Origin of the sequence: Acidithiobacillus albertensis (assembly GCF_001931655.1) — a bacterium.
Taxonomy (GTDB): Bacteria; Pseudomonadota; Gammaproteobacteria; order Acidithiobacillales; family Acidithiobacillaceae; genus Acidithiobacillus; species Acidithiobacillus thiooxidans.
Genome location: NZ_MOAD01000001.1, coordinates 2,005,951 through 2,031,962, shown reverse-complemented (window position 1 = coordinate 2,031,962; position 26,012 = coordinate 2,005,951). Strand labels below are relative to the sequence as shown.

Sequence of the window (26,012 nt, the reverse complement as noted above, 5' to 3'; positions counted from 1 at the left end):
GATCTGCACCTGTGTGCGAACTGCATATTGTCAAGGGTACAAATCTGAGTTGTCGGAGTGTGGGCAGTAAATGATAACGACGAGGAACCTTCTAGTATTCGTTATTTTTAATTTTTATCATTAAAGCTTATCCATTCTTTCTCGACAGCCTCTTTAAATTCTTCACAAAAGCGTTCAGAGCCGAAACGCAAAGCGTTTTCCCGGCAGTTGATGGGTTTGATCAGCGCAATGTTTTTTTCGAACTGTTCTACGGCTGCCATGATAGCTGACTGGGTTTGTTCGTAAAAAAAGACACCAGTCGGTTTTTGGCAAACGGGTCCATCATTTTGAGCATTTTCTTCAGGCAGCGTAACGATGGTTTCACGCGCCCCCCCCTTGCCAAAGGCTAATACTGGCGTACCGCAAGCCTGGGCTTCCAACGGTGCGATGCCAAAATCTTCTTCTGCTGCAAATACAAAGGCTTTGGCATTCTGCAAATGCTCCAGCAACACCTGGCTTTCGGCAAAGCCCAGTAACTGCACATTAGGACCTGCAGCGGCCCTGACTTTTTCATAGTCTGGTCCATCACCGATGACGATCAGTTTTTTGTCGGGCATGGCCGTGAAGGCCGCGACAATCAGGTCTACTTTTTTGTAAGGAACCATGCGCGAGGCGGTTACATAATAGTTTTGTTTTTCTTGCTGCAGAGTAAAGCTGGAAATGTCTACCGGTGGCGCAATAATTTGTGCCTGACGCCGGTACACCTTGAAAATTCTCCGCGCAACAAAGGCAGAGTTGGCGATGAAACTGTCCACGCCATTGGCTGTGCGGGTATCCCAAAGACGGACATAGTGCAGGATAATGCGCGCTATCCATCCCTTGATACCATGATCCAGTCGGGACTCCTTTAAGTATTGATGCTGGAGATCCCAGGCATAACGAATGGGCGAATGCACATAACTGATGTGTAGTTGATCCGGCCCGGTGAGTACACCTTTGGCAACGGCATGACTACTACTGAGGATGAGGTCATAACTGGAGAGATCAAATTGTTCGATGGCTAGAGCCATGAGGGGTAAATAGCTACGGTACTTGGTCCTGGCTTTGGGCAGTTTTTGAATAAATGAGGTGTGGACGGGCTTGTTGGCGATGAAGCCACGTTTGTTGTCGGGAAGAAAATCTACCAGACTAAACAGATCTGCTTCGGGATAGCACTGGATCATCTGTTCCAGTACGCGTTCGGCACCAGCATAAGTTACCAGCCAGTCATGAACGATGGCCACGCGTGGCTTTTGGAGCGTCATTGGGGGTGTCCGGTGTTTTGCATGTGGGCTGATTATAAAGGGTTTGGATGGCAAGACAAATATCGCATTCTGATGATGCACTGGAATGCCTCTGCTTCCGGTATGAAATTCTGCTAAAATCCTCCAGTCAAGATTTTTCGGATACATCCAATGGAAACCAGCAATCCCCCCAAGCGGCGGCTTGAGCCGCTCTGTGACAAAATATCCCTGCCGGTGATTCGCGCGGTGGTAGATGACTTTTACAATCGTATTCAGGTGCATCCGACCCTGGCCGAGCCATTTTCCATTGTTCAGGACTGGGACTTGCACAAGGATCGTCTGGTGCATTACTGGTGGACGGTATCGGGTGGACTGCCCTACAAGGACTACCGCTATGCGCTGGGGGACAAGCACGCCCCGGTGGGGGTCACCAATCCTTTGGTGGATGACTGGCTGGCTTTGTTTCACGAGACCATGCTGGACCACATGGACGCGGATTTGGCCAAACGCTGGCACGGTATGGCTGCGGGTATTGGTGAATCCCTGCGCTTGATGTTCGCGCCTCGCGAGAATTAGGCCGGGCCGTCACCCTGGTCCAGGAAAAAGCGATAGGCGGGATTGCTGCTTTCGGGATAATTGGGGTAGTTTATTCTGGTCAGCATTTCTTCAAAGCGCCGCAAATCCGTATCAGGGACTTCAAAACCAGCCAGGACGCGCCCCAGGTCAACGCCGTTATTCCGGTAATGAAACAGGCTGATATTCCAATGCCCGCCCAGCTTTTCCAGAAATTCCATGAGTGCCCCCGGCCGTTCCGGGAACTCAAAGCGGTAGACGCGTTCGTTTTGTGCTTCGCTGGCATGACCGCCGACCATGTGGCGGATGTGCAGCTTGGCCATTTCGTCCTCGCTGAGGTCCAGCGCCTGGTGCCCGCTTTCCTGTAATTGCCGGAGGAGGGCAGCGGCATCTTCCCGATTACGAATGGCTACGCCGACAAAAATATGGGCGCAATCCCGGCGGTGTAGGCGATAGTTGAATTCGGTGACGACGCGCTGGCCAATTGCCGTACAAAAATCCCGGAAGGCACCGGGCGTTTCCGGAATGGTGACAGCAAACAGGGCTTCCCGGGCTTCGCCCAGTTCGGCGCGTTCGGCAATGAAGCCCAGCCGGTCAAAATTCATGTTGGCGCCGGAGAGCAGGGCGACCCAAGCCCCACCCTGTCCAGGGTCTTCAGCCGCCTTGCGTTTCAGTCCGGCGAGAGCAAGAGCGCCGGCGGGTTCCATGATGGAACGGGTTTCATCAAACACATCCTTGATGGCGGCGCAGATTTCATCATTGCTGACCCGGACGACCTCATCCACATATTGCTGGCAGAGGGTAAAGGTGTGTTCACCGACCTGTTTGACGGCCACACCGTCGGCAAAAATACCTACCTGGGGCAGAGTGATCCGTTTCCCTGCCTGCAGGGACTGATACATGGCATCGGCTTCAAAGGGTTCGACGCCAATGATGCGAATTTCCGGGACAATGGACTTGAGGTAGGCGGCTACTCCGGCGATCAGTCCACCACCCCCGACGGGCACAAAAATCGCCTCGAGACCGGCACCCCGCTGCCGTAATATTTCCGCCCCCACGGTTCCCTGCCCGGCGATGACCAGGGGATCATCAAAGGGCGGGATAAATACCATGTCCGATTGCTGCACCAGTTGGAAACAATAGGTTTGGGCGTCCGAAAAGTTATCGCCGTGCAAAATCACTTCAGCGCCCCGCGCCCGCACCGCATTGACCTTGATTTCGGGCGTGGTGGCAGGCATGACGATGATGGCACGAATGCCCAGTTTCTGGGCGGAGTAGGCGACGCCCTGGGCATGATTGCCCGCACTGGCGGTAATCACTCCGGCGGCTTTTTCGGCGGCGGAAAGTTGGGCTATCTTGTTGTAGGCGCCGCGTAACTTAAAGCTGAATACCGGTTGCAGGTCTTCGCGCTTAAACAGAACCTCGCGCTGCAGGCGTGCACTCAACTTGGGCGCGGCTTCCAGCGGGGTTTCTCGGGCAACATCATAAACCCGGCTGCAAAGGACTTCCCGAAGCAGATTTTTCACGATTTAGGCTGCTCCCGGGGCTGGAGTTGCATGAGTTTGCGAAATTCGGCAATGTCCGGGGCCAGTGCGGCATTGGCTTTTTCTTCCATGCTTTCATAGCGGCGCAGCACTTCTTCACCCATTTCCGTCAGGTGGGCACCGCCGCCGTGACTGCCGCCGGTGGCAGTGCTGACCACAGGCGTAAGAAAGCTGTGATTCATGGTGTCTACCAATAACCAGGCGCGTCGGTAGCTCATGTGCATACAGCGGGCCGCAGCGGAAATGGAACCGGTTTCGCGGATATGGCGAAGCAATTCGGCTTTGCCGGGGCCAATGGCGATGGCTTCTGCCAGTAAAACCCGCAGACGTGGTTGCAGATGATCGCTCATGCGTTGTTCCTCCCGTCAAAATAATCCAGCAATGTGTGCGGTAACCAGTCCAGACGTCCGGGAAAAGGCCCGGACATGAAGCCCACATGCCCCCCATGTGGGGTTACGCAGGGCGTTATCGCCGCACTCAACATGGCCTTACGAACGCTAGCTATGGGTACAATCGGATCATCCGCGCTGTTTAGCAGCAGGGTAGGCACGGTAATATGACGAAGCAGGGGAGCGGATGATCCTTCTTCCCAAAAACTTTGGGCGCCTGCGAAACCATGTACCGGGGCTGTAAAATGCTCGTCAAAATCATACAGGTTTTTGGCGGAAAAAACCTGTGGCCAATCTGCCAGTTCCGGATAGTTTCGCTGAAATCGGCGCACACTTTGTTTCATGTTTTTCAGAAAGTAACGATTGTAAAAACGAATTCTGCCTTTCTGCAAAAATTCAGCAGTCGCTACCAGATCAATGGGGGCACAGACGCCAGCGGCTTTACTCAGGATCGGCTCAGCATTGGCTCCCTGTTCACCGAGATATTTCAGAAGAGCATTGCCGCCCAGGGAAACACCTACTGCATAACGATTTATGTCGGGCAGGAGTTCTGCAACCTTTTCCAGCATCCAGGCAATTTCGCTGCTGTCGCCAGCGTGATAACTGCGGGGCAGGCGATTGTCGATACCACCGCAGCCACGAAAATTGATGAAGCAGCCGCCCCATCCCTTGTGGCGCAAGGCACTTGCCAGTGCCAGTGCATAATGTCCTCGTGAGCTGCTACCCAGGCCATGAAACAAAATGACCACGGGCGCTTGGGGAGGGGCGTCTATCCAGTCGACCGCCACTTGATCATGATCGGGTGTGGTCCAGATTTCACGGCGCAGGGGAACCTTGCCGGATCGGGCGAAAAAGGGGGCCCAGATCGTCTGCTGATGCCCACCCCGGGACCACCAGGGTGGTTGAAATTCACAGGACAACTTTAATCTTCAATGTAAGCGTCGTGCTGACGGAGGTAAGCCTCAAGATCGTCAATACAGCTTCCACAACCGCCGCCACAACCGGCGTGGACCATCAGCAGTTCCATAAAAGGTAAAGGTTCAGCGCGTTGGCGCTCCAGAATTTCCATAAAAGTGGCGGCCGAACAACAGCAGTAAGGGCTGTCATCGGCTTCCTCGGGTGCGGCAGACATGGTAAAAACTTCACCTCTCAGCAAGGTACGCTGGAACAATGCCATACAGTAGCCATTGCGGGCGCGGGGTGCAAGACTTCGACAGCAGATTTTTGCAGGGAGTCGATTATTTTGCACTTGGGGCTGGTAATGTCTGAATCATGCTATAAAATGGCCCTATCGGGTGAACTGGATCTTGTTTGTCACAAAAGGTTCATAAAAGTGCCGCACTATTGTCATATTTGTGAGTCATAATAAGGAAGGTTTGCTATCGTTTTTGCACGGAGAGCTCTGCATGTTAAGCACTCAATCTCACGGCAGTACCGATCACGTGACTAAGAAAAAAGATCGTTCCTTGCGACTTTATCTGGCCCGTCATCAGGACGAAGTGGAGGCAGCGCAACGTTTACGTTATGAAGTATTCAGTGCCGAATATGGCGCCCAACTCAGTGGTGGGCCGGGTCTGGACCAGGATGAATATGATCCTTTCTGTGAGCACCTGATTGTAGAAGATGAAAACCGTCAGGAGGTGGTGGGGACTTACCGCCTTTTCCTGCCCGAGAAAGTCCCTTCAGTGGGCCGCTATTATGCCGAGACAGAGTTTGATTTATCCCGTTTGCTCGCCCTGAACAGCCGGATCATGGAGCTGGGTCGTTCCTGCGTACATCCCGATTACCGTCAGGGCGGGGTGATTACCCTGCTTTGGTCGGGGCTGGCTGAGGCCATGTCCATGTGGCAGATCGATTACCTGATGGGTTGCGCGAGTGTGCACAGTACGGATGGCCCGGCCCTTGGGGCGTTGTATCAGCAACTTCAGCAATATTTGACTCCGCAGGAACAACGGGTTTTCCCGCTGCGCGAAGTTCCGGGTTTTGACCAGCTTGCAGAGGTGGAAGCCGCTTCTTTGCCTTCTCTGCTGAAGGGATATTTGCGGGCCGGTGTCCGGGTGGGGGGAGAGCCGTTCTGGGATCCCCAGTTTCACTGCGCAGATTTTTTTGTATGGTGTGAATCCACCCTCATCACTCCCCGTTATCAGCAGCGCTTTCTGGAACCGGTGGGCTCCAGAAAATGAGAAGGCGCAAACAAACGCCGGCTCCGGTTCTCATTCACTATCCGGGGCGGCGTTTGCGGCGTATGCGGCCCAATGCCCTGCGGCGTTTTTGGCGGATCCCTATGCTGTTGCTTTATCTCTTGTTGGCTTATCCGCTAGCGCTCTGGACTTGTGCCCGCAAAGCGCAACCTGATGCGTCCAGTTATCGGGCTTTTGCCTGGTGGAGCCGTCGCGCCTTGCGGGTTTTGGGAATTCGCCTGCGTGTAGATGGTAAAATCCCGGTACAACCCGTGATGATTGCCGCCAACCATGTGTCTTATCTGGATATTCTGGCTCTGGCGACCTTGATTCCCGGCCGTTTTGTGGCGAAAAAGGAGATGCGTGACTGGCCCTTTTTCGGGATCATGGGGGTCTGGCTGGGAACCTTGTTTATTGATCGCAGCGATGCCCGTGCCAGTCAGCGCATCATGCGTCAGGCCAGTGACATTATTATGGCCGGAACCAGCGTGGTGCTGTTTCCGGAAGGAACCACCAGTGATGGTAAATCGGTGGGCGAATTTTATGCCGCGCCTTTTGAAACAGCCGCAGCCGCCAAAGCTGAAACAGTGCCGGTGGCCCTGCGGTATGAGGATGTGTTGCAACCGGGGCAACCTGATGGATTGTGTCCTTTTGTTGGCGACGACAGTTTGTTCGGACATCTCTGGCGGCTGGCCGCTGCAGCACCCTTAACCCTGCGGGTGGAATTTCTACCCGCCTTACCTTCTGAACTGGGGCGGCGGCAGCTTGCACAGCAAACCCGTATGGCAATCAGTGAGGCCTTGCAGCGCATGGAACAGGGTGCTTCTGTAACTTATCTGCAACCACGGCGCGGGCGTCATCCGCTGCGCGATGCCTGGGCAGCCTGGCGACGCAGCCACGGTGGCTGAGATTCAACTCTTTTCAAACTTAAATGGACTGCCTTGCAGGGTTCCAGCCATGGACCGTATCCACGAGGGTGGCAACATTCTCTATGGGTGTTTGGGGCGTGATTCCATGTCCCAGATTGAAAATATGACCTGTTCCAGCACCATGACTTTCCAGAACCCGTAGAGCTTCCTGCCGTACGCCTTCGCTGCTGCCATACAGAGCAATAGGGTCCATGTTTCCTTGCAGGGCGACCTTTTGACCCAGCCGCTGCCGTGCAACATGCAGTTCCGTACTCCAATCGAGTCCGATGACATCAGCACCACTGTCGGCCATGGCCTCCAGCCAGTTGCCGCCACCTTTGGTAAAGATAATGACAGGAACCTTTCTCCCGTCTGCTTCGCGGTGCAGGCCGGCAATAATCCGGGTCATATAGGCCAGAGAAAACGCTGCATAGGCGGGAGTGCTGAGGCTGCCGCCCCAAGTATCAAAAAGCATGACAGCCTGGGCACCAGCAGCAATCTGGGCATTCAGATAGACGGTTACTGAAATGGCAAGATGCGCCAACAACCGGTGCAAGGTGGCGGGGTCGCTGTAAAGCAGGCTTTTGATATGAATGAAATCACGGCTGCCACGGCCTTCGATCATGTAGCAGGCGAGGGTCCAGGGGCTGCCGGCAAAACCGATGAGGGGTACGCGTCCATCCAGCTCGCGACGAATCAGGCGTACGGCATCGATCACAAAACGCAGTTCATTTTCAGGATCAGGTTGACTGAGACGGGCAATGTCCGCTGCAGAGCGCAGGGGCTTTGCGAAAACCGGGCCTTCTCCTTCCTGAAAACTCAAGCCCAGACCCATCACGTAGGGGATGGTGAGAATGTCCGAGAAAAGGATGGCGGCGTCCAGGGGGAAGCGGTCGATGGGTTGTAAGGTGACTTCGCAGGCCAGTTCTGGCGTGGTGCAAAGAGTCAGGAAGTCACCCGCCCGGGCGCGGGTGGCACGGTATTCCGGGAGGTAGCGACCCGCCTGCCGCATCAGCCAGACCGGTACCTGATCTACGTTCTGCTGCAGGCAGGCGCGCAGAAAGCGGTCATTGTGCAAGGTGCTGGCCATAATCCTTAAACTCCCAACTGATCGAGAATACCCTCGGCGGCTTTGCGGCCTTCATCCACCGCAGTGACTACGAGATCCGAACCGCGCCGCATGTCGCCGCCCGCAAAAATGCGGGTATTACTGGTCTGAAATTGGGCATTGGTGCGAATCCGTCCGCGCTCGTCAATTTCAATGCCGTGTTCTCCAAACCAGGAGGCGGGGGAGGGATCAAAGCCAAAAGCAATGATGACCACATCCGCATCCAGAATTTGCTCGGAACCGGGGATGAGTTCGGGATGACGGCGACCTTTGGCGTCGGGTTCGCCCAGCTGCGTTTCCACCATACGGACAGATTTTATACCTTCTTGTTCAGTGCCGATAATTTCTACAGGCTGGCGATTGAAGAGGAATTTCACGCCTTCTTCGCGGGCATTGGCGACTTCCCGTCGGGAGCCGGGCATGTTTTGTTCATCGCGACGATAAGCACAAATGACGCTGCTGGCGCCCTGACGCACGGCAGTCCGTACACAGTCCATGGCCGTATCGCCACCACCCAGTACGACGACTTTTTTGCCGGAAAGGTTGATGTAGGGCAGAGTCGGGTCCGGAAGCTGCATCAGATGACGGGTGTTGGCAATCAGATAAGACAATGCCTTGATGACGCCGGGGAGATGCTCACCGGGAAGATTGCCGGTCTTGGCGGTATAGGTGCCCATGCCGAGGAAGACGGCATCAAAGTCGTTCAGCAGTTGTGCCAGGGAAATGTCTTTACCTATTTCTGTTCCCAGTTGAAACTCAATGCCCATTTCCTGCAGCAGATCAGCGCGGCGGGCAATGACTTCCTTTTCCAGCTTGAAGGGTGGAATACCAAAAGTCAGCAACCCACCCACGGCGGGATAGCGATCAAAAACGGTGACTTTGGTGCCGGCACGATTGAGAACATCCGCACAGCCCAGTCCTGCAGGTCCGGCTCCGACGACGGCCACCTTTTTACCGTTGGGGCTGACGGTACCGGTGCTGGGACGCCAGCCGCGTGCCAGGGCTTCCTCGCTGATGAATCTTTCGAGATTGCCGATAGTGACGGCTCCGTAGCCGTCATTGAGGGTGCAGGCGCCTTCGCAAAGCCGGTCTTGCGGGCAAATGCGCCCGCAGATTTCCGGGAGGGTGTTGGTCTGATGGGAAAGTTCTGCCGCTTCTTCAATGCGGTTTTCCACAATCAACTGCAGCCAGTTGGGAATGTAATTGTGCACCGGGCACTTCCATTCACAATAGGGATTACCGCAATGCAGGCAGCGGTCGGCCTGGAGCTTGGCACTGTCCAGATCAAAACTGGTGTAGATTTCCTTGAAGGCCTCGCGGCGTTCTTCTACGTCCAGTTTTTTTGGGTCCTGCCGTGGGTCTTCAATGAAGGCAAAATGGCTCATAATTTTTCCTCGGGATAGCGCTGAGAATCAGCTGGCTTCTTCCAGCAGAACATCCAGCTTCGCTGCCTTGGGCACCACGAGCCAGACATCACGAATGAAATGGGACCAGTCTTTCAGCAGGCTGGCGGCGTAGCTGCTGCCGGTTTGGGCAACGTGGGTTTCGACATGACGGCGGAGCAGGGCCGCATAGCCGCGCATGGATTCGGTCTCGATGCGGTGACAGTTGACCAGTTCGCCATTGACCTGATCGGCGAACTGCCGGGCCTGATCGCGGACAAAAGCGAGACCACCTGTCATGCCCGCACCAAAATTGACACCCACGGAGCCGAGAATGATGACCTGGCCTCCGGTCATGTACTCGCAGGCATGATCCCCTGCGCCTTCAATGACGGCAATGGCCCCGGAATTGCGCACTGCAAAGCGTTCTCCGGCGCGCCCTGCGGCAAACAGGCGCCCACCTGTGGCGCCATACAGGCAGGTGTTGCCGACAATGGCCGAGTCCTGGCTGGCATAACTGGTCCCTGCCGGGGGGGCAATGACAATGGTGCCGCCGTTCATGGCCTTGCCCACATAATCATTGGCATCCCCATGCAGTTGCAGGGTTACACCCTGCACGCAGAAGGCACCAAAAGACTGACCGGCCGTGCCCGTCAGTTCCACATGAATGCTGTCTTCTGGCAGGCCGCTATTCCCGTAACGGCGCGCAATTTCTCCGGACAGGCGGGCACCAATGGAGCGATTGACGTTGCGGATCGGATAGTGCAAACGGGTGGGGATTTTGTCTTCCAGTGCCGGACGGGCATCCTTGACCATCTGTTCAGCCAGTTCACCCTGATCAAAGGGCGGATTGCGGTCCTGGGTGTGGAAGTTGACATCAGCATTACGCAGCTCTGCATTGGCGAGCAGTGGCAACAAATTCAGACGTTCCTGCTTTTCAGTCTGGGCTCCACCGATTTCCAGCAACTGGCTGGCGCCAATCAGATCATCAAAGCGGCGGATGCCCAACTGCGCCATGATCTGACGGGCTTCTTCGGCCACAAAGCGGAAATAATTGATGGCCATTTCCGGCAGACCGGTGAAATGCTTGCGCAGGGTTTCATCCTGGGTGGCAATGCCGGTAGCGCAGTTGTTGAGATGGCAGATACGCAGATATTTACAGCCAAGGGCAATCATTGGTGCAGTCCCGAAGCCAAAGCTTTCCGCACCCAGTAAGGCCCCCTTGATGACATCCAGACCGGTTTTGAAACCACCATCAGCCTGCAGGCGTACCCGATGCCGCAACTGGTTGCTACGCAGGGTGACCTGGGTTTCGGCAAGTCCCAGTTCCCAGGGGGATCCGGCATATTTGACCGAGGTCAGCGGGCTGGCGCCGGTGCCACCATCATAACCGGCAATGGTAATGCGATCGGCATAGGCCTTGGCCACACCCGCAGCAATGGTGCCGACGCCCGCTTCGGAAACCAGTTTGACGGACACATAAGCCTGGGGATTGATCTGCTTCAGGTCAAAAATGAGCTGGGCCAGATCTTCAATGGAGTAAATATCGTGGTGGGGCGGGGGGCTGATCAGGGCCACGCCTTCCTTGGCATAACGCAAACGGGCGATGATGCCACTGACTTTGTGACCGGGCAGCTGACCCCCTTCACCGGGTTTGGCTCCCTGGGCAACCTTGATCTGCAATTCTTCGGCATTGACCGCATACTCTGGCGTCACACCAAAGCGCCCCGAAGCAATCTGTTTGATTTTGCTGACCTTGTTGTTGTGGTAGCGGGCAGGATCTTCGCCGCCTTCACCCGAGTTGGAGCGCCCACCAATGCTGTTCATGGCAATCGCCAGGGCTTCGTGGGCCTCCGGCGACAGCGCCCCCAGAGACATGGCTGCCGTATCAAAACGCGGAGTAATGGCTTCAATGGACTCCACTTCGCTGAGGGGGATGGGTTGCGCAGTGCTTTTCAGTTGCAGCAAATCCCGCAGGTTGGTGACCGGACGTTCGTTGACCAGCCCTGCAAACACCTGGTAATCCTCATAGCGTCCGGATTTGACGGCTGTTTGCAGGCTCTGGACGACATCGGGATGGTAGGCATGATACTCACCTCCATTCACATATTTCAGTAATCCACCCACGGGCAGGGTTTTTCTGGGAATGTAGGCATCGCGCACCTGCTGGCGGATATCGGCTTCAAGCAGTTCAAAACTGGCGCCGGCAATCCGGCTGACGGTACCCTTGAAACAACGCTCCACCACCAGTTCATCCAGACCAAGGGCTTCAAAAAGCTGGGTACTGCGATAGGAGGCGAGGGTGGATATGCCCATTTTCGAGAGGATTTTGTAGAGCCCCTTGTCGATGCCCTTGCGATAATTTTCCAGAGCCTTGACCAGAGTCAGGGGCTGACTGAAGGCGTGCCGTTCGCTGAGGCTGCGGACAATGGCATAGCTGAGGTAAGGATAGACGGCCGTCGCACCATAGCCAATCAGGGTGGCAAATTGATGGGGATCGCGGGCATGCGCCGTGGCTACGACAATGTTGGCTCGGGTCCGTAGGCCCGCATCAATGAGTGCATGATGAACAGCCCCTACTGCCATGAGCGCCGGAATGTAAAGGCGATCACGCTCCAGGGCATGATCGGACAGCACCAGAATGACGGCACCATGGCGGACAGCGGTAATTACTTCTTCACAGAGCGCTTCAATGGCCCCACCCAGGTTGCTGTCTGTGGCAGAATAGCAGAGGCTGAAAGTCTGGCTGCGAAAGGCCGGTTCTTCACGACTGGTCAAAGCGACAAAAGTACTGTCGGAAAGAATGGGTGACTGAATTTCGATGCGGCGGGCATATTCGGGGCGCTCTGCGAACAGATTGCTTTCGCTGCCAATCACCGTATTCAGGGACATTACCAGGGCTTCACGCAGGGGATCAATGGGGGGATTGGTGACCTGCGCAAACTGCTGCCGGAAATAATCGGCAATGTGGCGTTTCTGTCCGGAAAGTACCGCCATCGGGGTGTCGTCGCCCATGGAGCCCACCGCTTCCTGAGCGCCTTCGGCGAGAATGCGGATGACCTGATCTTCTTCCTCAAAACTGACGCCAAAAGCCTTTTCGCTGAGCAGCAGGTCGGTAACGGGCAGGGCCGGGGTCAGATCATGGTCATCGCGATGCAGATGCTCCGCATATTCATCCAGCCATTCCCGATAGGGATGACTGTTCATGATCTCGGTATCAATGCTTTCCGAGTCGAGGAAGCGTCCGCTGGCCATATCGACCGCGACCAGCTGACCGGGCCCGACCCGCCCCTGCACGGCAATATCCTGATGCTGGTAGTCGAAAACGCCTACTTCCGAAGCAATGTTGATGATGCGGTCTTTGGTGATGACATAACGCGCGGGCCGCAAACCATTGCGATCCAAAGCGCAGGCGGCGATGCGGCCGGTGTTCAGAACCAGACCGGCGGGGCCATCCCAGGCTTCCATGCGCATGGAGTGATATTCATAAAAAGCCCGCAGAGCCGGTTCCATATGCGGAACATTGTGCCAGGCCGGGGGCACCAGCAGGCGGATGGCCTTGAAGAAATCCATGCCGCCCTGCACCAGCAGCTCCAGCATGTTGTCGAGACTGAAGGAATCACTGCCACCGCCTACGGCCGGAAGGACCTCAGCCATGGGCAGCAGGTCACTGTGCAATTGCGCTTCCCGGGCCTTGGCCCAGAGTCGATTACCCTGCACCGTATTCAGTTCGCCATTATGGGCGAGAATGCGGAAAGGCTGGCAAAGGCGCCACTCCGGCCAGGTGTTGGTGGAAAAGCGCTGATGATAGGTGACCAGTGCCGAGCTGAAGCGCGCGTCGCGCAGGTCGGGATAAAATACTGGAAGATTTTCCGGAAGGACCAGGCCTTTATAGCCGATTACCTGAGAAGAACAGGTGACGGCAAAAAAATGCGGGTCTGCGACGAAACGCTTTTCTACCCGGCGACGCAGGCGATACAAAAGCCGCTCATGCGTATCCACGTCCTGATCTTCGGGCAGGCCGACAAATACCTGCCAGACGGCTGGCAAGCTGCTCAGGGCTTCTTCTCCGCAAGCCGAGTTGTCGGTCGGTACCTGCCGCCAGACAACACTGCTCAGGCCGAGATCCCGGGCTTCTGCATCCAATGCATCACGGATGGTCTGGGCAAGGGTGGCGTCCTGGGGCAGGAAAAACTGACCCACACCAAAATGTTCAGGGAGCTTGATACCCATTTCTGCCGCAACGCTGTGGAAGAACGCGCGCGGCATCTGGACCAGCAGGCCGCAGCCGTCACCACTTTTACCATCAGCGGCCACTGCACCGCGATGCGTCAGGCGGGCCAGTGAGGCAATGGCCGTGGCGACAATGGCATGGCTGGCCTGATTATCCATCTGGGCAATCAGCCCGAAGCCGCAGGAATCTCTTTCAAAGTCGGAGGAGTATAAGCTTTGCGTCATTAGGTCACCTGGTCCGTTCCGTCACCCTGTCGCTGAACTGCAAAGCAGGGCTGGACATTATAGCGGGCTTATGGACGAGCTCCAAGAGGCGCAGGAGGGCCGATTGTCAGGCCTCACCGTGGGGATCAAAAAGGCGGTCATATTCAGCAATGGCAAAACGGTCGGTCATGCCGGCAATGTAATCAGCGACTATGCGGGCCTTGCTTTTGTCCTGCTGATCCGTGGCCTGAATGCGTGCCTGATACTTTAAGGGAAGCAGGCGGGGATCTTCGCGCAGGGTGTGAAAAAGACGGCGCACCAGGCGTTTGGCTTTTTCCGCCTGCCGGTGAACCCGGGGGTGCCGATACATGCGATGAAACAGAAAGCTTTTCAGCGACTTGATTTGGCCAGCGATTTCCGGGCTGTGAGCCGCCAGTGGCCGGGTACTGGCCCGGACCTCGGCAATGCTGGTGATATGATTACTCTGGATACGCTGTCGCGTTTCCGCAACCAGGTCATTAATCAGCAGATTGATCAGGCGCCTGCCGGTTTCGTGACGGAGAATGGTTTTAGAAGCCTCCGGATACCGATCCTGTACTTCGGAATAGATCGAGCCGTACAAACTGTTGCTGCACAGTTCCTGCAAATCCAGCAGGCCCGCGCGCAGGCCGTCGTCAATATCGTGATTATTGTAGGCGATTTCATCGGCCAGATTGGTGATTTGCGCTTCCAGGGAAGGTTGGGTACCGCGCAGAAAACGCTCGCCCACATCGCCCAGATCGGCGGCTTTGCTTTTGGCGCAATGTTTGAGAATGCCTTCGCGGGTCTCAAAACTCAGGTTCAGACCGGGAAAATCTCCATAACGGACTTCAAGTCGGTCCACAATCCGCAGGGACTGAATATTATGCTCGAAGCCGCCGAGATCGCCCATGCATTCCTGCAGCGCATCCTGTCCGGCGTGACCAAAGGGGGTATGGCCGAGATCGTGGGCCAGGGCGATGGCTTCTACCAGATCTTCATCCAGTCCCAGTTGTCGGGCAATGGCACGCCCAACCTGCGCGACTTCGAGGGTGTGAGTGAGACGAGTACGATACAAATCACCCTCATGATTGACGAACACCTGGGTTTTATACTCCAGACGGCGAAAAGCGCTGGAATGAATCACCCGGTCGCGGTCACGCTGAAAGGGACTGCGGCTTTCCGGAGGAGCTTCGGCATGTTTGCGGCCCAGGCTGCTTTCGGCATGGGCGGCGTAGGGGGCCAGCATCCCTTGGAAAACGCTGCCTTGATTATTCTGCACGACCAGCATGCTCTTCGCTGGACGGGGATTGCTCCGACTCGTCGATGACCCGCTGCATGGTTTCGGCCAGCAATGGCAGGCGGGCGGCAAAAAGCGCATAGGCCGCATCTGCATATTCACGGATTTCATACTGGGCATCTTTTTTGCGCCGCAATTTGAAAAAATTCATGAGGCTACGAAAGTTGATGGTCCAGTACACATCCGAGTAGGCAGCAACCGGCATGACGTTACGGAGAAGCTCCCGGGCACGGCCCCGATAAGGGTCACGACCGCCTTCCTTGGGTGCCAGTTCGCCGGATTCGCGGGCCTGATCAATACGTGTGCAGGCAGCGCTGTACTGGGTTTCATACCACTGGAAAAGTTGACCCATCAGGGCTTCGTATTCGGCCATCACCGTATCGTCCAAAACGGCGTAACCATCTACCGTGCGTGCCGCCTCATCAGGAATATAGGCCACAGAAATGGGTTTGCGGTAACGCATGGAAAATTCATTCCAGCTCGAAACCCGGTGTTTGACCCATTGGCGGAGCACAAAAATGGGCGCAATAAAGCGAAAACGGAAGTAGATGGTTTCAAAGGGGGTGCCATGTTGATCGCGGAGCAACTGGTAGAGCAGATTGCGATCGCGCTCGTTAAAGTCATGACCATTTTTCAGGCGTTGATTGGTCGTACTGATGCGGGCGGTATTGATGATGGTGGCTTCATCTCCCCAGCTTTCCTCCAGCTCGATGAAGCCAAAATTACCAATGCGCCGGGTTCCCCCGGGATTGAGAGCCATGCGCTGTGCCATTTCTGCCTGCAATTCTGCAGTGGCCTTGTTGATTTCGTTCATGCGCTACGCTCCATAAAAGCCTGCAGGGTCTGGATAATGGCCGCAGGAGGCACATCGCCGGTAATCAGGGCGTTGCCAATGCTATTGAGAAGAATGAAGCGGATTTGACCGCCTTCCGCTTTTTTATCGACTTTCATGAAATCCAGATAGACGGAAGTTTCCAGGCGTGGGGCCAGAGTAGGGAGTCCCGCTGCCTTGATCAATTTGAAAATGCGATTTTGTTCGCTTTCCCGCAGCAAATCCAGACGTCGGGACAGATCAGCGGCCATGACCATTCCGATAGCTACGGCTTCGCCATGCAGATAATGTCCGTAACCACTGGCGGCTTCAATGGCATGGCCAAAAGTGTGACCAAAATTCAAAATGGCGCGCAGCCCCCCTTCCAGCTCGTCCCTGGCGACCACATCCGCCTTGTCCCGGCAGGAGGTTTTGATGATTTTTGCCAGGACCTCGGTGTCGCGGGCGAGCACGGCATCCAGGTTGTCTTCCAGCCAGGAAAAAAAACCAGGATCGTTAATCAGCCCATATTTGATCACTTCAGCAAGACCTGAACGAAACTCCCGTTCTGGCAGGCTGTCGAGGGTGTCTGTATCGACAATGACCGTACGGGGCTGATAAAAAGCGCCGATCATGTTTTTACCCAGGGGATGATTGACGCCGGTTTTTCCGCCCACGGAAGAATCCACCATGGCCAGCAGGGTGGTGGGAATTTGCACACAGGCCACGCCGCGTTGATAAACGGCGGCAGCGAAGCCGGTGATATCACCCACTACCCCACCGCCCAGCGCGCAAAGTGTACAGTCGCGACCATAACCGGCGCTGAGCAGATGCCCGGCGATGAGCTGGATATTGTCGAGGGACTTGCTTTCTTCCCCCGCTGGCAGGGTGATGACCAGTGAATCCTTGTTCAGGGCCTTCAGGGTGTTTTGCAGGGCCTGCAGATAAAGTGGCGCGACATTCGTGTCGGTAATGATGGCGACCGGTCCCTTACTCAAAACCGGAGCGAAGAAGGTTGTGTCGCCGATAATGCCGCTGCCAATATGAATGGAGTAGCTGCGCTGACCAAGTTCTACACGAAGACTTTGCATATAATCTGAGCTCTTGTGGGCGGGTTTACCCTTCCATTGTTGAGTTTCTTGGGCCTGCAGGCAAGAGGGGCGTCCTCATTTAACCTGTTTGTGTGTGTAAATACCTTAAAATTCGCCGTAATACCTGATCTGAGCGCAGGCCATCACCGCTCACCCGCCAATGGGCGGTCTGCTGGTAAAGGCTGCTTCTTTGCTGGGCGAGGCTGCGCAGACGACTTTCCAGGTCTGAAGTTTGCAGCAAAGGACGGTTACGGTCGTGGCGGACTCTTTTTAACTGTTCTTCTACGCTGACATCCAGATAAATTACCTGACCCTTGTGGCGCAGATGGACGCGGTTGCGGGGATCGAGAATAGCACCGCCGCCAGTGGCAAGGACCATATCCTGATTGTGCTCAGCCAGATCGGCAATGACTTTCGCTTCGCGCTCGCGAAAGCCGGCTTCTCCCTCAATTTCAAAAATAGTGGGTATGTCCACGCCCGTTTGGGTGACGATCAGTTGGTCACTGTCAACGTAGGGAATACGTAAACGGGCGGCCAGAAGCCGCCCGATGGTCGATTTGCCCGAGCCCATCGGCCCGATCAGAATGACCGTTCCGGTCATTGTCCGAGATTGCTATCGCCGTCGGCACCCGCGAGGCCGTCCTGGGCGTCACCGCCCACAACTTTGGGGGTGATGAACACCAGTAATTCGGTTTTGGCGACGCTGTCAACGTTACTTTTGAAGAGCCAGCCCAGCAGCGGAATATCTTTCAATAGAGGTATACCTGTCTGGTTGTGATTGGTGGTGTCCGTATAAATACCGCCAATAACGATGGTCTGTCCATTGTTGACCAGCAGTTTGGTTTTGACTTCCTGAGTCTGGATGGGAATACCGGAAGGCAAGGCATTAGCGTAATTGGGCTGATTGTTTTTGGCGTCCACATCCAGGGTGATTTTGCCGTTGGGTGAAATATGCGGCGTCACATCCAGACTCAATTCGGCTTTTTTGAAGGAAACCGAAGTGGCGCCACTGCTGGTGGATTGCTGATAGGGGATTTCCTGACCCTGAGAAATGACTGCCTTTTCATTATCCTCAGTCATGACTTTCGGACTGGAGATGATTTTGGCGCGGTTATTCACCTGCAGGGCCTGCAATTGCAGGTTCAGAATGCGATTACCTGCAGCCGTTCCCAGGGCAAAGCCCAGAGAAGCTGGGCTAGCACTGGCCAAGGCCGTGCCCGCATTGGAAGCAGCGAGATTGGCAAGAGCCGGTACGGTGAAGCCCGTGCCGGTCGTAGAACTGGAACTGCTGCCGCCCTGGATGGGATATGCACCACCCTGGGTTTCCGTTGTGCCCGTGGCTCCGGTTCCGGAAAGATTGACGACGCCACCTGCACCGTTGGAGGTATAGGTGCCACCCCAGTTGACGCCCAGAGAATGCGCCGCACTGGTGGTTATCTGGACAATACGCGCCTCAATCAGGACTTGCGGTACGGGCTTGTCGATTTTGGCAATCAGTTTTTTGATATTTTCAATGTCTCGAGGGGTATCCCGGACCAGCAGGCTATTGGTCCTCGTTACTACGGCCACGGAACCGCGTGGGCCAAGCAGGGAGTTACCGATAATGCTGGATTTTGGCAGTCCAAGGGCATTGGCCAGAGATTGTTGTTGATAACTGCTCATCTGATCGTCAGGGGCACCAGGTTGCTTGTTCTGATCAAAACCTTCCAGCAGTGAAGCAATACTCGAGGCCTTGGCGTACTTGATCTGAATGAGCTGGGTTTCCAAAGGTTCCAGCTTGCGCTTGCTGGCATCGGCTTTAAGTTCCGCCTCTTCCTGGCTGGTAATCTGGTTGGCGGGAGCCACCCAGAGAATATTGCCAATGTGTTTGACCGCCAATCCCTGAGATTCGAGAATGACCTTGAAAGCCTGTTCCCAGGGTTCATTTTTCAAACGGATGGAAAGGCTGCCCGTCACATTATTGGAAACCACAATATTCTGGTGGGTGAAGTCGGCAATAACCTGCAAGGCATCCCGTACGCTGATGTTCTGGAAATCCATGCTCAGACGGGCGCTATCCTTGGGATTCTCAACCGCACTTTCGGTCTTGGGATGCACATCAATCATGGTCTGCTGACCTAGTTGATAAGCCGAGTATTCATAGGGACCATGAATGGCAAATACCAGGCGGGTATTCCGGCCAATGGGATAACTATCCACAAACTGTACCGGAGTGCCGAACTGGGTCACCCCAAAGCGATGGGTGTAGCTGGCGGGCAGGGTCGTGTTTTTGAGTTCAACCACCAGTTTGCCATCTTCCCGGGTAACGTTCATTTCCGGTTGCGGTCCGGTGATGGATAAATCCAGAATACCGCCACCCTGTTTGCCGCGCTTGAAATTCAGGCCATTGACCTGAGTGCCGTAGGTCATGACCGGAGCAGGAGCTGCTGCGGGACTTGCCATGACAGTAGCAGGGCTGGATACCGCTGTTGCGCCTGAGGTCGCTGCCGGGGCAGGAGCTGCTGCAGGTGCGGTGCTGTCGACAAACGCCAGGCGATAACCGCCAACCGTAGGTTCTATCATGACTGCCTGGGGAGATTTCAGCAGCAGGTCCAGCCGGGCATTATGTCCCTCGTTTTCGGTCAGTACATTTTGTACTGCTCCGCTACCCATGACGGTGCCCACAGAGGGCAGAAAGTGGGCGTTGGTGAAATCGATTTGAACCCGATATCCGCCGTTAAGGGTATTGACATCATAGGCAGGGCGCGAATCACTATGAATGATGAAAGCGGTACCATGCTGATCCGGGCTGGGCGTGATGCTGCTGATAAGACTTTCCGCCCAGGCTGCCCCAGAGCTCAGGCTGAGTGCCGCAGCCAAAATGGCGCCGGTTAATGGACGCAGGCGCGGATGACGGCTACTGAGTGGAAGCTGGGCATTGTTGGCTGTGCGCATCTTTTTGTATTCCTCTGTATTCTTCGGGGTCAGGCTCGTCATGTTCAGTTACCACCCTGCATGTGTAAAACGGTCTGTTGTTTTTTGTAACCACCAAAAGCATTGGGTAAATATTGCTCAACAGTGACAGATTGTTTGCCCATCCTGTCGTCAATGCCCGTTATGCGTCCGTCATGTGTTCCGATGTAGCTACCCAATGTCGCGCGATATACTTTTGAGTCTGGAGCCGCAATGACGGCCCAGAGCTGTCCGTTAGCAGTACGCATGATGCCGCTGACGCTCAGGCTGGAAAGTGCATATTTCTCCAGGGGTTGAATAGGGCCATGAGAAGCCGGACGAGGGCCGGTATCTTCACTGGCGGCTTCCTTGCGCAGCAGCATTTCGGAAAAGCTGGTAAATGGATCACGATTGGCCGGGTTATTATAAGCAGTAGGCTGATAAGCCGGAGTTTTGGGCAAGGGCGTAATGTGATGGTTGGTTTTTGGTCCGTTGGCCACAAACTCCCGTAAATGACTTAAGTTATCGCTGTCCGAGCAGCCCGCCAGCAAAGTGATGGCGACGCTGAAAGCCAGAATATGACGGGTTTTAATATAGAAATTCGCTCGGATTGGTTTCATGGCTTACCCCCGGCCTGGTTATTATTGCTTTTGTCTCCGTTATCCAGATAACGATAGGTGGTTGCCGTACATTGCATGGTCAGCTGCTGGGCAGCAAGGGCCTTGGCGGCAGGTGTGCTACCGGTATCAGGAACCCGGGTAATATCAATCCCGCTGATAGTGACGATGCGGGGCATGGCAGCTACTGCTGCAGCAAAACGTCCGATGTCATTATAGGTACCAACCACTTTCAGTTTTACCGGAATTTCAGCATAAAAGTTCTTGTTGATTTCACCAGTGGGTTGAAACAGCTCAAAATCCAGCCCCCGGCTGCGTCCTGCCAAAGTCACATCATCCAGGAGTGATGGAATCTGGGTCCGGTTTGGAAGCTGTTCCAGAAACTTCTGAAACCGCACATTCATTTCCTTGATTTGTGCTTGATAGGCCGGTAACGATGCCGCCAGTAGCTGCTTTTGCCTGATCTGGATTTTCAGGCTCTGTTCCTGAGTATGCAGCGCATCGTATTTGTCGTTTTCCGGGGAGATGAATTCAAACCAGACGACAATGCCCAAAATCACGATAATGATGGCAATGGCAATCAATTTGGTTTTTAGCGGCCAGCGGAGGACGTCATCCACCTGCAAATTACGAATTTCGTCGAAAGTCACGGCTGGGCCTCCTGTGTGCCCGTTGTATGAGCGCTTTTATCGGCTGCGGTGGGTTTGCGGATGTTCATTTGTAAGGTGAACTGTCCAACCTCCTCGGAACCCAGTTTGGATTTGCTGATAATGTTTAACTGCGGTTCGGTAAATATTTTGGAGGCATCAATATTCCGCATAAAAGCGGCTACCTGATCATTATCTTCCGCATAACCATTCACGGTCATGGAATTTCCGGATTGCTGTAAATGGGTCAGAAAAACACCATTGGGGGTTTCTGCGGCCAGGGTATTGAAAACCTGTACTACCATATCCCGTTTATCCTGAAGATCGGTGATGATACCTTCTCTGGCGAGTAATTCATCCCGTTTTTTGCGGAGGTCGGCAATGGACGCGATTTTGCTGTCCAGTTGTGTGGTTACACCCTGCAGGTAATTGACTTTGGTCTGTTCACTGGCGACCCGGGCACTGAAAATGCTGTAAATTCCATAATAAAAAAGTGCTGCCAGCAAAAGAATGCCGAGGAGTGCGGCGGCCAGGAACTGGCTGCGTTTGGTGCGGCGCGCCTCGCGATAGGGAAGCAGGTTGATGCGAATCATGCCGAAATCCTCCGCAAAGCCAGACCACAGGCAACCGCCAGAGATGAGCGATCGGAGTCCATGAAACGCCTGCTGATTTGGGGTGAAATTTCCATGCCAGCAAAGGGATCGGGGACCAAGACCGGAAAACTGACCATTTGCCGTAACTGGTCGGCCAGTTGTGGAATTTTTGCACCTACTCCAAAAAGGTGGACGGCTGCTGTGGGTACGTCGGGCATGCTGGCCTGAAAAAAATCCAGAGAACGGAAAAGTTCCTGAGCCATATTGCGGGCAAAAGGCTGAAGCACTTCTTTTTCGTATTCTGGTGGGAGTCCGCCAAAACGCTCCATGCGCTGGGCGTCGTTACTGTCGAGATTATAGCGGTGCTGAATTTCTTCCAGTAGTCGGCTCAGACCAAAATTATGTTCCCGGGAATATACGGGATGTCCATCCTGAAAGACGTAAATGTTGGTGGTGATACTGCCGATTTCTACCAGAACAATGCCTTTGCCAGCTTGGTTAACGGTTTTGGTATTTGCTCCATTCAGATGCTCATGAAGTAACCACAGTGCAAACGGTTTGACATCGACAATCTGTGGCTTCAAGCCTGCCTCTTCGAGAACTGCTGCGCGATCTTCAATAGCTTCTTTTTTGCTGGCAACCAGCAAAACGTGATTGAAGCCTTTGCGCGTCTCATCTGGACCAAGAACAGAAAAATCAAAATTCACGGCATCAATACTGTAGGGGATGTATTGACTGCCTTCGTAGCGGATCTGGTCTTCGATCCCGACTTCGTCCAGATCAGCCGGCAGGGAAATGACTTTGACAATGGCGGTATTGGCGGGAAGTGCTGTAGCAACAGCCTTGGTACGAATGCGTGAACGTTCCAGAATAGTGCGCAGGGCGCGGGAAACGGCTTCAGTATCCAGAATATCCCGATCACTGACCGCTCCTGGCGGTAATGTCTCGGAATCAGCGTGCTCCACCCGGATTTTTCCACGGCTTTGGGCCAGCGAAACGAGCTTTACGGCATCAGAGCTGATATCCAGGCCCAGCAAAGGAGAACTTGGTATGCTTAGCACGTCTATTCCTTTTTTATGGTCTGACAAATGTTACAATCATTGCCTTGCAAATTAAGTTGATGAAACGTATGCATGGCTAGTATCTTTTTCGCAACTTGCGGTGGAAATTAGCAGCATTCCGGATTCTGTCAAGGCGCGAGACTACAAATAGTTACTCTTGTAGTGTCCGGTACGGCTATAAATCAGGCAAATAGCAGGAACCTTGATGACAGCAGAGCAACGAATATCGGATAGGCGCTGGATGAGCATGGCTCTGGATCTGGCGGCGCAGTCGGCTGCTGTCGGAGAGGTGCCGGTCGGTGCGGTGCTGGTGAACGAGGACGGAGTATTCATGGCGGGCGCCCACAATGCACCCATTGCCGAACACGATCCCAGCGCGCATGCAGAAATACGGGTGTTGCGTGCAGCAGCACGTCTGGCTGAGAATTATCGACTGACGGGATCCACGCTCTACGTCACTTTGGAACCCTGTGTCATGTGTGTAGGAGCCATGCTTCATGCCCGGGTCAGCCGGGTAGTTTACGGAGCGGCTGATCCCAAGGCGGGGGCGGTGGAAAGCCTTTATCATTTACTGGACGACTCGCGTTTTAATCATCGCATTATGGCGGAAGGTGGTCTGTTGGCAGAACAGTCAGCAATCTTATTGCGGGATTTTTTTCGGGTGCGGCGCGCCCAACAAAAGGGTAAAGCATGAAGCATTTCAGTGCGGAGTGGAAAATTCAACACGGTGGCCGGGGGCTGCATGAGCTGACGGAAAAGCTCCAGGATTGGCTCCAGAGCATAGGTGCCCGGGAGGGGCTGGTGAATGTGTTTGTTCCCCATACTTCGGCCAGTCTGATTATTCAGGAGAATGCTGACCCGGATGTGCAACGGGATATTCTCGGGTATTTTGCCCGGCTGGTGCCCGATGATGATCCCCATTTTTATCATCGCAATGAAGGACCGGATGATATGTCCGCGCATTTGCGTTGTGTACTGACCCAAAATAGTCTGGTCATACCGGTCAGGGAAGGCCGCGCAGCCCTTGGGGTCTGGCAGGGCGTTTTTTTATTTGAACATCGTACCCGCCCCCTGACCCGGCAGGTATTGCTCAGTTTTCAGGGCGCAACAGGAGAATTTTGAATGTCGAACTTTACAGATGTTTATCGGGGGATGCTGTGGGGTATCAAGGACTGGGCACGTTGGGACACTTTTGTGGAAACCCTGGACGCTCAGGCCGATGATGGCTGGTATGTGTATTTTGTCGGGGTGGATTATCCTGAACAGCCGGTGAAGGCTGAAGTGCTCCGGCAGCGTCTGGCGGCCATCAGTGCGCTGTTGCACCAGGATCATCGCGAAAAATACCTGGGTATTGTCTATGTGGATGATTTTGACCATCCACAACTCATTAAAATATATGATCCCAACAACCTCGGCGCATCTTGCGGCAGCAGTGGCAAACTGGTTCCGCCCGGCTGGATTTTGTCGCGCATGGCACCTGATGATCTCGGATCATTTATCGTCCCGGAAGGCCGCAAACGCTGGTGGCGAGAACTGACTCAAGCTTAAGCGGATTGGCATTAGACGGTAGCCTTTTGTACTCTTGATAAAATTCCAAACTGAGGAGAACCCATGGAAGCCGACCTGAAACCCCTGGAATTCGAGGGGATTCGCCGATTACTGGAAAAATTGTGTGCGACCCCTTTTGGTGCCGATGCGGCCCGTAATTTGGGGCCTGCCCCCAGTGTCGGTGTCGCCCGGCAGTTACAGGATGCCATTACGGCGGCGCGCTTTGGTCTGGAGTCCGGCGAAGGACCGGTGGTTCCGGAATTACCGGATATTCGTGCTGCTATCCGCCAGGTTGCCAGTCCTGGTGCAGCACTGGCAGGAACCGCTTTCCGCAACCTGGCGCTGGTGTTGCGCGTGGGCAAGGAATTACGTCCTTTTGCTGAAAAGCGACCTACCTTGTTGCCAACCGGGCCGGAACGTCTGGATGCAGCCGCCGATCTCCTTCCCAAAATTGACGCCGTGTTGATGCCCAACGGCAGCGTCCGCGAAGATGGTAACGCCGCGCTGCGCCAATTGCATGCCGAACTCAAAACCGAACGCGATCAGATTCAGAGGTCCATGCAGTCCCACCTGGGCACTCCGGGTGCCAAATTGCACTGGTCCGGGCAGCGTGCCTGCGTACATCTGCCCGATGGCGCTACGGATCAGATTCGCGGCGTGCGGCGGGGTACCGGTCCGGGTGGTCATGGTTATCTGGTAGAGCCTATGGAACTGGTGGCCAGCAATAATCGGCTGGAGAAAATCGCCGGGAGTATTGAGCAGGAAAATCAGGCCATTCTGCGTGCGCTCAGTGATGAAGGCAGGGAACGGCTCAGTGCCCTGCAGCACTTGGTGGAATCGCTGACCTGGCTGGATCTGGCCATTGCTGGTGCGCAATTATCCATTCATTTACAGGCCAAGGCGGCAGAAATGGTGGATGAACCGGTATTGATTCTGGAAGATGCCTATCACCCGCAACTGATCCTGGCCTACGCTGAAAAGCGCGGCCCGCAACCTAAGCCGCTGACGGTACATATAAATGCCGATTGTCCGATTCTGGTAGTGACCGGACCTAATACGGGCGGGAAAAGTGTTTCACTGAAAACCGTGGGGCTGCTGACCGTAATGGCCCATTGCGGACTGCATGTTCCGGTGGCGGGACGGGCTGTGGTCGGTAACTTCACCCGGATTTTTGTCGATATGGGCGATCCGCAAAGTGTGGCTTTTCAGCTTTCCACCTATTCCGGGCATGTAGAAGTGCTCAAACGTCTTCTTGCCGATGCCGATGATCATACCCTGATTTTACTGGATGAATTGGGTACTGGTACCGACCCGGAAGAGGGCGCCGCCCTGGCCATGGCGGTACTGGACCACCTGGCCGAGCGGGGGGTGCGCGGCATGGTGACGACCCATTTGACCCCGCTCAAATCCTTTGCTGAAAGCCATGCCTGTCTGCGTAATGCTTCCATGCGTTTTGATCATGAACGGCTGGAGCCTACCTACGAGCTGGAGATTGGTGTGCCTGGCCGTTCGCTGGGACTGGTGATTGCCGCCAAACGCGGCCTGCCGGAAAACCTGGTCGCCAAGGCCCGCGATTACATGGAAAATTTACATAAGCATTACTAATGGCGGG

At 54.8% G+C, this 26,012-nt stretch carries 24 protein-coding genes; 7 read left to right on the top strand and 17 right to left on the bottom strand.

All coding sequences use genetic code 11. The annotated features are described in order from the left end of the window. Nucleotides 1-107: 107 nt before the first annotated feature. Nucleotides 108-1,283, bottom strand: a complete 1,176-nt coding sequence (locus BLW97_RS10545; protein WP_075323124.1) for a glycosyltransferase family 4 protein — start codon at nt 1,281-1,283, stop codon at nt 108-110. A 150-nt stretch (nt 1,284-1,433) separates the two neighbouring features. Between BLW97_RS10545 and BLW97_RS10540 the strand changes: the two genes are divergently transcribed. Further along, a complete protein-coding gene (locus tag BLW97_RS10540; RefSeq protein ID WP_031574484.1) occupies nt 1,434-1,838 on the top strand; it encodes a truncated hemoglobin in 405 nt (134 codons plus the stop codon). On the opposite strand, the gene ilvA is transcribed toward BLW97_RS10540, so the two are convergent. From ilvA to BLW97_RS10520, 4 genes are read right to left on the bottom strand one after another with little or no spacing between them, the layout of a single operon-like run. Continuing rightward, complete coding sequence (gene ilvA / locus BLW97_RS10535; protein ID WP_075323123.1) at nt 1,835-3,361, bottom strand: threonine ammonia-lyase, biosynthetic; 1,527 nt, start codon at nt 3,359-3,361, stop codon at nt 1,835-1,837. The genes BLW97_RS10540 and ilvA overlap by 4 nt on opposite strands. Then, nucleotides 3,358-3,729: a winged helix-turn-helix domain-containing protein gene (locus BLW97_RS10530; protein WP_010642261.1), complete on the bottom strand. Its 372-nt coding sequence runs from the start codon at nt 3,727-3,729 to the stop codon at nt 3,358-3,360. Before BLW97_RS10530 ends, ilvA begins: the two co-directional genes overlap by 4 nt. Further along, nucleotides 3,726-4,688, bottom strand: coding sequence for a YheT family hydrolase (locus tag BLW97_RS10525; protein ID WP_075323122.1), 963 nt, complete (start codon nt 4,686-4,688; stop codon nt 3,726-3,728). The genes BLW97_RS10530 and BLW97_RS10525 overlap by 4 nt, the downstream gene beginning before the upstream one ends. Before the next feature lie 2 nt (nt 4,689-4,690). After that, nucleotides 4,691-4,900, bottom strand: a complete 210-nt coding sequence (locus tag BLW97_RS10520; protein ID WP_024893851.1) for a (2Fe-2S)-binding protein — start codon at nt 4,898-4,900, stop codon at nt 4,691-4,693. Nucleotides 4,901-5,174: 274 nt separating this feature from the next. On the opposite strand from BLW97_RS10520, the gene BLW97_RS10515 reads away from it, so the two are divergent. Then, complete coding sequence (locus BLW97_RS10515) at nt 5,175-5,951, top strand: GNAT family N-acetyltransferase (protein ID WP_024893852.1); 777 nt, start codon at nt 5,175-5,177, stop codon at nt 5,949-5,951. Next, nucleotides 5,948-6,856 (top strand): lysophospholipid acyltransferase family protein, encoded by a 909-nt coding sequence (locus BLW97_RS10510; protein WP_031574500.1) that lies wholly within the window; start codon nt 5,948-5,950, stop codon nt 6,854-6,856. The genes BLW97_RS10515 and BLW97_RS10510 overlap by 4 nt, the downstream gene beginning before the upstream one ends. Before the next feature lie 19 nt (nt 6,857-6,875). On the opposite strand, the gene hemE is transcribed toward BLW97_RS10510, so the two are convergent. The 12 genes from hemE to pilM all read right to left on the bottom strand — a co-directional run bounded on the left by hemE (nt 6,876) and on the right by pilM (nt 22,852). After that, entirely contained in the window at nt 6,876-7,946 is a 1,071-nt protein-coding gene (gene hemE, locus BLW97_RS10505; RefSeq protein ID WP_075323121.1) for a uroporphyrinogen decarboxylase, read from the bottom strand. 5 nt (nt 7,947-7,951) lie between these two features. Beyond that, a complete protein-coding gene (locus BLW97_RS10500) occupies nt 7,952-9,349 on the bottom strand; it encodes an FAD-dependent oxidoreductase (RefSeq protein WP_075323120.1) in 1,398 nt (465 codons plus the stop codon). Between the two features lie 27 nt (nt 9,350-9,376). After that, nucleotides 9,377-13,804 carry a glutamate synthase large subunit gene (gene gltB / locus BLW97_RS10495; RefSeq protein WP_075323119.1) on the bottom strand — a complete coding sequence of 1,476 codons (4,428 nt, stop codon included), beginning with the start codon at nt 13,802-13,804 and terminating at the stop codon, nt 9,377-9,379. Between the two features lie 106 nt (nt 13,805-13,910). Beyond that, the gene (locus tag BLW97_RS10490) at nt 13,911-15,092 is read right to left on the bottom strand and encodes a deoxyguanosinetriphosphate triphosphohydrolase (protein WP_075323118.1); all 1,182 of its coding nucleotides are present in this window, start codon (nt 15,090-15,092) and stop codon (nt 13,911-13,913) included. After that, entirely contained in the window at nt 15,073-15,915 is an 843-nt protein-coding gene (thyX, locus tag BLW97_RS10485; RefSeq protein WP_075323117.1) for an FAD-dependent thymidylate synthase, read from the bottom strand. The genes BLW97_RS10490 and thyX overlap by 20 nt, the downstream gene beginning before the upstream one ends. Then, nucleotides 15,912-17,003, bottom strand: coding sequence for a 3-dehydroquinate synthase (aroB, locus tag BLW97_RS10480; RefSeq protein ID WP_010642247.1), 1,092 nt, complete (start codon nt 17,001-17,003; stop codon nt 15,912-15,914). Before aroB ends, thyX begins: the two co-directional genes overlap by 4 nt. Nucleotides 17,004-17,082: 79 nt before the next feature. Then, complete coding sequence (locus BLW97_RS10475; RefSeq protein ID WP_024893860.1) at nt 17,083-17,604, bottom strand: shikimate kinase; 522 nt, start codon at nt 17,602-17,604, stop codon at nt 17,083-17,085. Continuing rightward, complete coding sequence (locus BLW97_RS10470; RefSeq protein WP_010642244.1) at nt 17,601-19,937, bottom strand: type IV pilus secretin PilQ; 2,337 nt, start codon at nt 19,935-19,937, stop codon at nt 17,601-17,603. Before BLW97_RS10470 ends, BLW97_RS10475 begins: the two co-directional genes overlap by 4 nt. Nucleotides 19,938-19,981: 44 nt before the next feature. Then, complete coding sequence (locus tag BLW97_RS10465) at nt 19,982-20,554, bottom strand: pilus assembly protein PilP (RefSeq protein WP_207650589.1); 573 nt, start codon at nt 20,552-20,554, stop codon at nt 19,982-19,984. Beyond that, the gene (locus BLW97_RS10460) at nt 20,551-21,201 is read right to left on the bottom strand and encodes a type IV pilus inner membrane component PilO (RefSeq protein ID WP_010642239.1); all 651 of its coding nucleotides are present in this window, start codon (nt 21,199-21,201) and stop codon (nt 20,551-20,553) included. The genes BLW97_RS10465 and BLW97_RS10460 overlap by 4 nt, the downstream gene beginning before the upstream one ends. Beyond that, a complete protein-coding gene (locus tag BLW97_RS10455) occupies nt 21,198-21,791 on the bottom strand; it encodes a PilN domain-containing protein (RefSeq protein ID WP_075323116.1) in 594 nt (197 codons plus the stop codon). Before BLW97_RS10455 ends, BLW97_RS10460 begins: the two co-directional genes overlap by 4 nt. Then, complete coding sequence (pilM, locus tag BLW97_RS10450) at nt 21,788-22,852, bottom strand: type IV pilus assembly protein PilM (RefSeq protein WP_075323115.1); 1,065 nt, start codon at nt 22,850-22,852, stop codon at nt 21,788-21,790. Before pilM ends, BLW97_RS10455 begins: the two co-directional genes overlap by 4 nt. A gap of 205 nt (nt 22,853-23,057) precedes the next feature. Here pilM and tadA point away from each other — a divergent pair, with 205 nt between their 5' ends. From tadA to BLW97_RS10430, 4 genes are all read left to right on the top strand, one after another. After that, nucleotides 23,058-23,546 (top strand): tRNA adenosine(34) deaminase TadA, encoded by a 489-nt coding sequence (gene tadA / locus BLW97_RS10445; protein ID WP_143214872.1) that lies wholly within the window; start codon nt 23,058-23,060, stop codon nt 23,544-23,546. Continuing rightward, entirely contained in the window at nt 23,543-23,974 is a 432-nt protein-coding gene (locus BLW97_RS10440; protein ID WP_024893867.1) for a secondary thiamine-phosphate synthase enzyme YjbQ, read from the top strand. The genes tadA and BLW97_RS10440 overlap by 4 nt, the downstream gene beginning before the upstream one ends. After that, complete coding sequence (locus BLW97_RS10435) at nt 23,975-24,400, top strand: hypothetical protein (protein ID WP_075323113.1); 426 nt, start codon at nt 23,975-23,977, stop codon at nt 24,398-24,400. A 63-nt stretch (nt 24,401-24,463) separates the two neighbouring features. Next, on the top strand, nt 24,464-26,005 hold the full coding sequence (locus tag BLW97_RS10430; RefSeq protein ID WP_075323112.1) for an endonuclease MutS2: 1,542 nt from the start codon (nt 24,464-24,466) through the stop codon (nt 26,003-26,005). Nucleotides 26,006-26,012: the final 7 nt, after the last annotated feature.

Bases quoted from the DNA above. Each gene is read 5' to 3' on its own strand.
- BLW97_RS10545 (WP_075323124.1), bottom strand. From the start codon at position 1,283: ATGACGCTCCAAAAGCCACGCGTGGCCATCGTTCATGACTGGCTGGTA.
- BLW97_RS10540 (WP_031574484.1), top strand. From the start codon at position 1,434: ATGGAAACCAGCAATCCCCCCAAGCGGCGGCTTGAGCCGCTCTGTGAC.
- BLW97_RS10530 (WP_010642261.1), bottom strand. From the start codon at position 3,729: ATGAGCGATCATCTGCAACCACGTCTGCGGGTTTTACTGGCAGAAGCC.
- BLW97_RS10520 (WP_024893851.1), bottom strand. From the start codon at position 4,900: ATGTCTGCCGCACCCGAGGAAGCCGATGACAGCCCTTACTGCTGTTGT.
- BLW97_RS10515 (WP_024893852.1), top strand. From the start codon at position 5,175: ATGTTAAGCACTCAATCTCACGGCAGTACCGATCACGTGACTAAGAAA.
- BLW97_RS10510 (WP_031574500.1), top strand. From the start codon at position 5,948: ATGAGAAGGCGCAAACAAACGCCGGCTCCGGTTCTCATTCACTATCCG.
- hemE (WP_075323121.1), bottom strand. From the start codon at position 7,946: ATGGCCAGCACCTTGCACAATGACCGCTTTCTGCGCGCCTGCCTGCAG.
- BLW97_RS10500 (WP_075323120.1), bottom strand. From the start codon at position 9,349: ATGAGCCATTTTGCCTTCATTGAAGACCCACGGCAGGACCCAAAAAAA.
- gltB (WP_075323119.1), bottom strand. From the start codon at position 13,804: ATGACGCAAAGCTTATACTCCTCCGACTTTGAAAGAGATTCCTGCGGC.
- BLW97_RS10490 (WP_075323118.1), bottom strand. From the start codon at position 15,092: ATGCTGGTCGTGCAGAATAATCAAGGCAGCGTTTTCCAAGGGATGCTG.
- thyX (WP_075323117.1), bottom strand. From the start codon at position 15,915: ATGAACGAAATCAACAAGGCCACTGCAGAATTGCAGGCAGAAATGGCA.
- aroB (WP_010642247.1), bottom strand. From the start codon at position 17,003: ATGCAAAGTCTTCGTGTAGAACTTGGTCAGCGCAGCTACTCCATTCAT.
- BLW97_RS10475 (WP_024893860.1), bottom strand. From the start codon at position 17,604: ATGACCGGAACGGTCATTCTGATCGGGCCGATGGGCTCGGGCAAATCG.
- BLW97_RS10470 (WP_010642244.1), bottom strand. From the start codon at position 19,937: ATGCGCACAGCCAACAATGCCCAGCTTCCACTCAGTAGCCGTCATCCG.
- BLW97_RS10465 (WP_207650589.1), bottom strand. From the start codon at position 20,554: ATGAAACCAATCCGAGCGAATTTCTATATTAAAACCCGTCATATTCTG.
- BLW97_RS10455 (WP_075323116.1), bottom strand. From the start codon at position 21,791: ATGATTCGCATCAACCTGCTTCCCTATCGCGAGGCGCGCCGCACCAAA.
- tadA (WP_143214872.1), top strand. From the start codon at position 23,058: ATGACAGCAGAGCAACGAATATCGGATAGGCGCTGGATGAGCATGGCT.
- BLW97_RS10440 (WP_024893867.1), top strand. From the start codon at position 23,543: ATGAAGCATTTCAGTGCGGAGTGGAAAATTCAACACGGTGGCCGGGGG.
- BLW97_RS10435 (WP_075323113.1), top strand. From the start codon at position 23,975: ATGTCGAACTTTACAGATGTTTATCGGGGGATGCTGTGGGGTATCAAG.
- BLW97_RS10430 (WP_075323112.1), top strand. From the start codon at position 24,464: ATGGAAGCCGACCTGAAACCCCTGGAATTCGAGGGGATTCGCCGATTA.